We start from the raw sequence: 7586 nt of genomic DNA, 5'->3' as shown, positions 1-7586 counted from the left end.
GGCCGGGGCTCCGCGGCTCCCTGCCAGTCAAGGCGGTTCAGGTTGTGGACGATCCCGCCGCTGCCCAGGATCAGCACCTCGCGGTCACGGAGCGGCGCCAGGGCCCGGCCCGCGGCCAGCAGCAGCTCGGGTGTGCGGGGGCGGGGCAGGGACAGCTGCACGACCGGGACGTCAGCCTCGGGCCTCAGGTAGCGCAGGGGCACCCAGGCTCCGTGGTCCAAGGGGCGCTGGTCGTCCAGCACCGCCTCCAGGCCCGCCGCCCGCAAAAGCCCCGCTGCTTCAGCGGCCAGCTCCGGAGATCCTGGCGCCGGGTAATCCAGCCCATACAACGCTTCCGGAAAGCCGCCGAAATCATGAAGCACGCCTGGCGCTGCGGCCGAGGAGAGCCGGAAGGGGCCCGGCGCCTCCCAGTGGGCCGAGCAGACGAGGACGGCGCGCAGGGGCGGCAGGCGCCACCTGAGGGCCGAGACCGCCTCCCCCCAGGCCTCTCCATCCAGGGCCAGCATGGGGGAACCATGGGCCAGGAACACGGAGGGGAGGGAGGTCACGCGCATGGTTCCATCATCAACCACGCTAATGCGTGTTTTAACTCTTGGTTGCCGTTCATCCTCTCCAACCTTCATGACGACGGACCTCCGGCATTGGGTAAGCTACAGGTCATCCCCGGAGCCCGCATTGAACCTCAGGCTTGGCGTCAACGTCGATCATGTGGCCACCCTGCGGCAGGCCCGCGGAGGCCATGAGCCGGAGCCGGTGGCTGCCGCGCTCCTGGCCCAGAGTGCCGGGGCCCACGGCATCACGGTCCACATCCGCGGCGACCGCCGGCACATCCAGGAGCGGGACCTCCGGGTGCTCAAGGAGGTCCTCGCCGTGCCCCTGAACGTGGAATGCGCGGCCACCCCCGAAGCCCTGGAAGCCGTCATCCCCACGAAGCCCTCCTGGGTGACCCTGGTCCCGGAGAGCCGCGAGGAACTCACCACCCAGGGCGGTCTCGACGCCATCTTCCTCCAGGGGATGCTGAAGCCGGTGATCCGCGAACTCCGTGGTGCGGGCATCCATGTCAGCCTCTTCGTGGACCCGGTGCTCGACCAGGTCAAGATGGCCGCCAAGCTCGAGGCGGACGCGGTGGAACTGAACACGGGCACCTACAGCGACCTGCCCATGGACTCCGATGCGTCCCTCGAACTGGGTCGTCTCCGGGACGCAGCCCGCTTGGCCAGCCGCCTGGGCCTCCGGGTGCTCGCCGGGCACGGCCTCAACCTCCAGAACGTCGGCCCCGTGGCCGCCATCCCGGAGCTCGAGGAACTCAACATCGGCCACAGCCTCATCGGGAGGGCCGTCCTCGTGGGGTTGGACCGTGCCGTCGAGGAGATGCTCATGGCCATGGGGGAGAGCCGCCCATGAGCACCGTCCTGATCGTGGATGACGACTGTGAGGTCCGCCAGATCCTGCGGGAGTATGTCGAACTGGAAGGGCATCGCGTGATCGAGGCGGCCGGCTCGAGCTTTGCCCGGCGAGCCCTGGCACAGGAGCATGTGGACCTGATCTTCCTGGATGTCCTCATGCCCGGGGAGAGTGGAACGGCCCTCTGCCACTCGATCAAGGACGACCCGGAATGCCAGGGGATCAAGGTGGTCCTCCTCACCGGATTCGATGGGGAGCGAGCCTGGTCGCAGGGACTGCGGAGCGGGGCCGACATCTTCCTGGTCAAGCCGGTGAACCGCGAGCGGATCAAGGTGCTGCTTGAAGAGCTCCTCACCCCGGAGCGCCTGGCATGAGCAACCTCCGCGGCACCCTGGAGAGCATCTCCCTCACCGATGTGGCCCAACTGCTCCACGTCAACCGTAAGACGGGCATGCTCCAGGTGAGCTCCGGCAAGATCAGCGGAGTGCTGTACTTCTCCGGCGGCGAGGTCATCCACGCGGAGACCCTCTCGGCCCGGGGTGAGATGGCCGCCTTCGAAATCCTGGAATGGGATTCCGGCCACTTCGAGTTCCTCACCACCCAGGTCCAGACTCCCGCCACCATCCGGCGCACGGTGCCCGACCTGCTCATGGACTCGGCACGCCTTCAGGACAGCCGGAAGCGCCTGCATTCGATCTTTCCCAGGCTGACCGCCGTGCCCTGGCCCACGCTCCCAGCCCCGCAGCTGCTCGAGGGCATCAAGCTCTTCGCCGAGGAGCGCAAGATCCTGCCCTTCTTCGACGGCTACCGGGACTTCCAGGATGTCATGTCCGCCTCGGGGCATCACGACGTGGCCGTGCTCCAGGCTGCCGCCATCCTGAGGGACGCTGGGAGGCTGGAGGTGTTGGAACCCGATGCCCACATGTCCGTCGTGCAGATGAAGACCGGCCTATTCAAGAAGGGCGGCCACCTCCAGCTGCCCAAGACCATGGAGGGCTGGTGGACCGCCCTCGGCCCCTACCGGCACGGCATCCAGAACCTCCGGGTCATCTGGCCCCATGGGCCGGCGGTGGAGCGGGTGGAGTTCGTCTCCGGCCTCACGGACAAGCAAGTGGCCATTCCCCGGGAACTCATGCAGGCCTGGGGGCTGGCCGAAGGATCCCATGTGAAGGTGAGGCCTGCGCCCTGAGGGCACCCCTGGAGTCCCCATGATCGAATCGCCCGAAGAAAAGCCGCAGGAAGACACGCCGGAAGGCCTGGTGGCCGAATTCCAGACCAGGCGGGAACGTCTCGACCAGCGGCTCCTCAGCTTGGAAAACCTCATCGCCGACCTCCGCAGCGAGTTGCAGGGGGATTCCCAGGCCAGCCTGCATCGCCTGGCCGAGGCCGCCCAGGACATGGCCAATGGCCGGGTCTACCAGAAGATCGACATCGAGGCCAAGGGCGAGCTCGGAGCCCTGGTCTCGAGCATCAACCAGACCCTGATGAACCTGCAGCAGCTCGACGCCTCGGTGAAGCACCAGAGCACCCAGGTCCCCGAACTTGCCGCCCAGCTGGACGCCATCACCTCGGACACCGAAGAGGCCACCCAGAGCGTCATGAACCGCCTGGATACCCTCATGGCCGCCGCCGACGACGCCAGCCGGGCCGTCCAAGCCTGCCAGGACGGCCTCGGTCGCCAGAACCAGCGCCAGGCCACCCTCCATGCCGCCATCGCCGGGTTTCTCGATCGTGCCGCCGCAGGTGAGGATCATAACCTCCTGGCCCAGGAGATCCTGGAATACCTCTTCGCCCACCAGGTGTCCACTCCGCCCCCGGAAGTGGACCTCGGCCCGGCCACAACCATGCTGCAGAAGGTCAGCGACGAGGCCTTCGAGATCCTGAATATCCTCCAGTTCCAGGACATCACCCGCCAGAAGATCGAGAAGGTCGTCATCCTCCTCAAGCAGTTCCAGGGCGGCTTGAACCGGCTGCTGGTGATCTTCAACATCCACACCGCAGGGCTTGGCGAGAACCAGGGCTTTGCAGAGCGGAAGGTGGCGACCCAGGATCACATCTTCGACACCAGCCTGGAAGCCGACAGCCGCAAGGACAGCGTGGACGACATCATCGCCCAGTTCAAACTGGCCGGCGGAAGCTGAACTTTAGGTCAGCACGATCTCGAGTTCGCCTAACCCTTCGATGCCACAGCGGACCCGGTCGCCCCGGACGATCGGGCCAACTCCGGATGGCGTGCCGGTGAAGAGGAGGTCGCCCGGGGCAAGCGCCACGAACCTGGAGACGTGGGCGATGACCTCTGGCACCGACCAGATCATCTGAGACAGGTCGCCCCGCTGCTTCTCCACGCCGTTTACCGTCAGCCAGATCGCGCCGCGGCCGAAGTGCCCCGCCGCCGCCACTGGCAGAATGCGGGAGACCGGCGCCGACTGGTCGAACCCCTTGGCCGAGTCCCAGGGCTGGCCCTTGTCCTTCGCCTTCGCCTGCAGATCCCGGCGGGTCAGGTCGATGCCCACGGCGTAACCGTAGACGTGGGCCAAGGCCTCCGCCGCCATGATGTCCCGGCCACCCGTCGCCAGGGCCACCACTAGCTCGACCTCATAGTGCAGGTTCGAGGTCAGCGGCGGATAGGCGATGTCACCTCCGCCTGGAACCACGGTGTCGTGGGGCTTGCCGAAGAAGAAGGGAGGTTCGCGCTCGGGATCCATCCCCATCTCTCGGGCATGGTCGGCGTAGTTGCGGCCGATGCAATAGATCCGGCGCACCGGAAAGACCCGTGAAGTCCCCTCGATGGGAAGGGCGGGCACGGCAGGAACGGGGATGACTGCCTCCATGGGGCACTCCTGTGGGTCCTGGTTTAGCTCTTGGCCCGCGGATGGGCCTTCTCGTAAGTCCGGGCCAGTTCCTCCAGCCCCAGGTGAGTGTAGCGCTGGGTCGTGCTCAGGCTGGCATGGCCCAGCAGCTCCTGGATCGCCCGGAGGTCCATGCCGCGGTTGAGCAGGTGGGTGGCAAAGCTGTGCCGGAGCGCATGAGGGCTCACCCTCGACCGGACCGCCGCGGCGGCCAGGGCCCCACGGAGCATGGCCCGCACGCTGGTGGGCGTGAGGCGGCCCCCACGCAGGTTCAGGAAGAGGGCAGGACTGGGCGGCAGAGCCTTGGCCGCCAAGTGGCCTGAACGGAAGCCCAGGTAGGCCTTGAGCACCCCGGCGGCCTGGGCGTGGAATGGAACCAGCCGTTCCTTGCGGCCCTTGCCCAGGACGCGCAGGGTGCGTTGGTCGAAGAGCAGATCCTGCAGATCCAGTCCCACCAGCTCCGATACGCGCAGGCCCGAGGCGTAGAGCAGTTCCAGCAGGCAGGCCAAGCGGGCGGTCGGAAAATCGACCGCGACCGGAAGGTCCAAGAGCGCCCGGCTTTCCCCTTCCGTGAGGAAGGCGGGTAGTCGCTTCGGCTGTTTGGGGTTCCGCAGACCGGAGGCTGGATTCTTGGTGATCCTCCCCGTCTCCCAGAGCCACGTGAAGAAGCCGCGGAGGGTGGAAAGGATGCGGGCCTGGCTCGCCGGATCCAGTCCGCGATTGCCGAGCTCCAGGGCGAAGCCACGCAGGGTGCGCGGGGTCACTTCCCAGCCCTCCCAGCCAGCCCGGATGGCGTGCTCATGAAGCTTGCCAAGGTCGCCCTTCTGCGCGCGGGCAGTGTGCGGGGAGACCCCTCTGGCGCGCTGTTCAAGGTGGTAGGCCTGGACCTCCTCACCCATCGTTGCGCTTCCCTTCCCTGCTACCATTCCGTCACATCCCCATCATGTCCGGAGTCATTGTGGCGCAGCCCGTCGAAACGATTGCCCAGCTTTTCTATCAGGCCGTCCAGCGGAACCTCCCGGATGCCCTGGCGTTCAAGCGGAATGGAAGCTACGTACCCATCTCCCATGCCGAACTGCTGGCCCTGGTGGAGCGCCTCTCCCTCGCCATGACCGCCCGCGGGCTCAAGGCTGGCGACCGGGTGGCGATCCTCTCCGAGAACCGCCCGGAGTGGGCCATCGCCGACCTCGCCTGCGCCGTCCAGGGGCTTCCGGACGTCACCATCTACGCCACCCTGAACGCCCCGCAGGCCGCCTACATCCTGAAGGACAGCCAGTCCCGCTGGGTGCTCTGCTCGGACCGGGCCCAGCTGGACAAGGTCCTGACCCAGTGGGACCAGTTGCCGCTCCTGGAGACGGCCGTCCTGTTCGATGGCGACCTGCCCGAAGGGACCGGACGCAACCTCCTGCACTGGGACACCCTCCTGAGCGAAGGCCAGGCCATGGAGGCCCGCCGGCCCGAGGTGAGGGGGTGGGCCGATCAGCGCAAGCCTTCGGACATCCTGACCCTCATCTACACCTCCGGGACCACGGGCGACCCCAAGGGCGCGGTGCTCACGCATGGGAACCTCGCCTCGAACGTGGTGACCTCAATCGAAGCAGTGAAGATGGAGGAAGGACACCGCTGCCTCAGCTTCCTGCCCCTCACCCACATCTTCGAACGCATGGCCGGCCAGTTCCTCATGCTCCACATCGGCGCCTCGATCTACTACGCCGAGAGCGTCAACACCGTCCCGGCAGACCTCCTGGAAGTGAAGCCCACGGTCCTGGCCTCGGTTCCCCGGATCTACGAGAAGGTGTATGGCCGCATCTACGATGGCGTGGCCTCCGCCAGCCTGGTCAAGCGCCTGATCTTCCACTGGTCCATGGTGGCGGGCCGCCGCATCGTGTCCCAGCTCTACCAGGGTCAGACCCCAAGCGGCTGGAACGGCTTCTGCTATGGCATTGCGCGGAAGCTGGTCTTCGACAAGATCTCCGCCAGGCTTGGTGGCCGCCTAAAGTTGGCGGTCAGCGGCGGCGCCCCTCTGGGCGGGAAGATCATGGAGTTCTTCTGGATCGTGGGCGTGCCGATCCTCGAGGGCTACGGCCTCACAGAGACCAGCCCGGTCATCACCATCAACCGGTTTGGCGAGGTGCTTCCAGGTTGTGTCGGACGCCCCCTCTACAAGGACTGGAACGGTCGCCCCTTCGTGAAGATCGCCGAGGATGGCGAAATCCTCTGTCAGGGGCCGAACATCATGGTCGGGTACTGGAACAACGAGAAGGCCACCCAGGAAGCCATCGATGCGGACGGCTACTTCCATACCGGCGACATCGGCCATCAGGACGACCAGGGTCGCCTCTACATCACCGACCGCAAGAAGGAGCTCATCGTCACCAGCAGCGGCAAGAAGGTCGCGCCTCAGCCCATCGAGAACCTGCTCAAGGGTGACAAGTACATCTCCCAGGCGGTGCTCATCGGTGATCAGCGGAACTTCATCAGCGCCCTGATCGTGCCGAACTTCGACAGCCTGGTGCGTTGGGCGGGCTACAAGAAGCTCCGCTTCGCGTCCCATGCCGAGCTCATCCAGGATCCCCTGGTGCTTGCCAAGGTCGGCAGCCGGCTGGAGCGCATCAATCAGCACCTGTCGAACTATGAGCGCGTCAAGAAGTTCATCCTCCTGGACCACGAGATGACCCTCGAGGGGGGACAGCTTACGCCTTCTCTGAAGGTGAAGCGCCGGGTGGTGAACCAGATGTACTCCGACCGGATCGAAGCGATGTACAGCGAGCCGAAAGTCTGATCCCGGTCCCCGGCAAAGTCAGATTCTGGTAGCCTTGACGATCCATCTAGCCTCTGGAGGATCGCCTTGCGCTTCCGTGCTGCCTTTCCCCTCGTCCTGGTTTCCTTCCTTGGCCTGGGTTGCAGGTCCCCGCAGACCGGGACCGGGCCGTGGACCACCCTTCCCACCGGACTGGGCATCATGGACCTCGTCCAGGGACAAGGCCCCTCGCCCAGGCTCGGTCAGACCTGCGTCGTCGACGCCCTGGGCTGGATCGAGGAAGGTGGCGTGAAAGGCAGGCCCTTTCTCGACACAAGGAAGCGGGGCTATCCCAGCCGGTTCCCCATGGGTGGTGGGCGAGTGATCAAAGGCTGGGAGGATGGGCTGGCCACCATGCAGAAGGGCGGCAAGCGGCTGCTCCGGGTGCCCCCTGCGCTCGGCTATTCCCCCCAGGAACTGGGACAGGACATTCCACCCGGGTCCACCTTGATCTTCGAGTTGGAGCTGCTCGATATTCGATAGTCTGCGGGTCCCAGACCCTCGAGGTGTTCCCTGCCCCTCCCCCGCCCAGC

Annotated in this window: 9 protein-coding genes; 6 read left to right on the top strand and 3 right to left on the bottom strand. The window is 66.2% G+C overall.

The genetic code is table 11. The features are described 5' to 3' along the window. Nucleotides 1-554 (bottom strand): DODA-type extradiol aromatic ring-opening family dioxygenase (locus WAS25_RS05985; protein ID WP_422310607.1); only part of this gene is annotated, 554 nt, incomplete at its 3' end. Nucleotides 555-675: 121 nt separating this feature from the next. Between WAS25_RS05985 and WAS25_RS05980 the strand changes: the two genes are divergently transcribed. Genes WAS25_RS05980 through WAS25_RS05965 form a run of 4 tightly spaced genes read left to right on the top strand, consistent with a single transcriptional unit; the run spans nt 676 to nt 3545 of the window. Continuing rightward, nucleotides 676-1404, top strand: coding sequence for a pyridoxine 5'-phosphate synthase (locus tag WAS25_RS05980; protein WP_422310606.1), 729 nt, complete (start codon nt 676-678; stop codon nt 1402-1404). Further along, complete coding sequence (locus WAS25_RS05975) at nt 1401-1778, top strand: response regulator (RefSeq protein ID WP_422310605.1); 378 nt, start codon at nt 1401-1403, stop codon at nt 1776-1778. Before WAS25_RS05980 ends, WAS25_RS05975 begins: the two co-directional genes overlap by 4 nt. Then, nucleotides 1775-2593: a DUF4388 domain-containing protein gene (locus WAS25_RS05970; protein ID WP_422310604.1), complete on the top strand. Its 819-nt coding sequence runs from the start codon at nt 1775-1777 to the stop codon at nt 2591-2593. Before WAS25_RS05975 ends, WAS25_RS05970 begins: the two co-directional genes overlap by 4 nt. Before the next feature lie 19 nt (nt 2594-2612). Further along, a complete protein-coding gene (locus tag WAS25_RS05965) occupies nt 2613-3545 on the top strand; it encodes a HAMP domain-containing protein (RefSeq protein ID WP_422310603.1) in 933 nt (310 codons plus the stop codon). Nucleotides 3546-3548: 3 nt separating this feature from the next. Here the strand turns inward: WAS25_RS05965 and WAS25_RS05960 are convergent, their stop codons facing one another. After that, nucleotides 3549-4235, bottom strand: a complete 687-nt coding sequence (locus tag WAS25_RS05960) for a fumarylacetoacetate hydrolase family protein (protein WP_422310602.1) — start codon at nt 4233-4235, stop codon at nt 3549-3551. A 23-nt stretch (nt 4236-4258) separates the two neighbouring features. Then, nucleotides 4259-5152, bottom strand: coding sequence for a tyrosine-type recombinase/integrase (locus WAS25_RS05955; RefSeq protein WP_422310601.1), 894 nt, complete (start codon nt 5150-5152; stop codon nt 4259-4261). Between the two features lie 59 nt (nt 5153-5211). Between WAS25_RS05955 and WAS25_RS05950 the strand changes: the two genes are divergently transcribed. Beyond that, nucleotides 5212-7035, top strand: a complete 1824-nt coding sequence (locus WAS25_RS05950) for an AMP-dependent synthetase/ligase (RefSeq protein ID WP_422310600.1) — start codon at nt 5212-5214, stop codon at nt 7033-7035. Nucleotides 7036-7101: 66 nt separating this feature from the next. Further along, a complete protein-coding gene (locus WAS25_RS05945; protein WP_422310599.1) occupies nt 7102-7536 on the top strand; it encodes an FKBP-type peptidyl-prolyl cis-trans isomerase in 435 nt (144 codons plus the stop codon). Nucleotides 7537-7586 lie beyond the last annotated feature (50 nt).

This window comes from Geothrix sp., from assembly GCF_049292215.1.
Lineage (GTDB): Bacteria > Acidobacteriota > Holophagae > Holophagales > Holophagaceae > Geothrix.
Note: the sequence above shows the minus strand (reverse complement) of the source record. Positions and strands in the feature narration are given on the sequence as shown.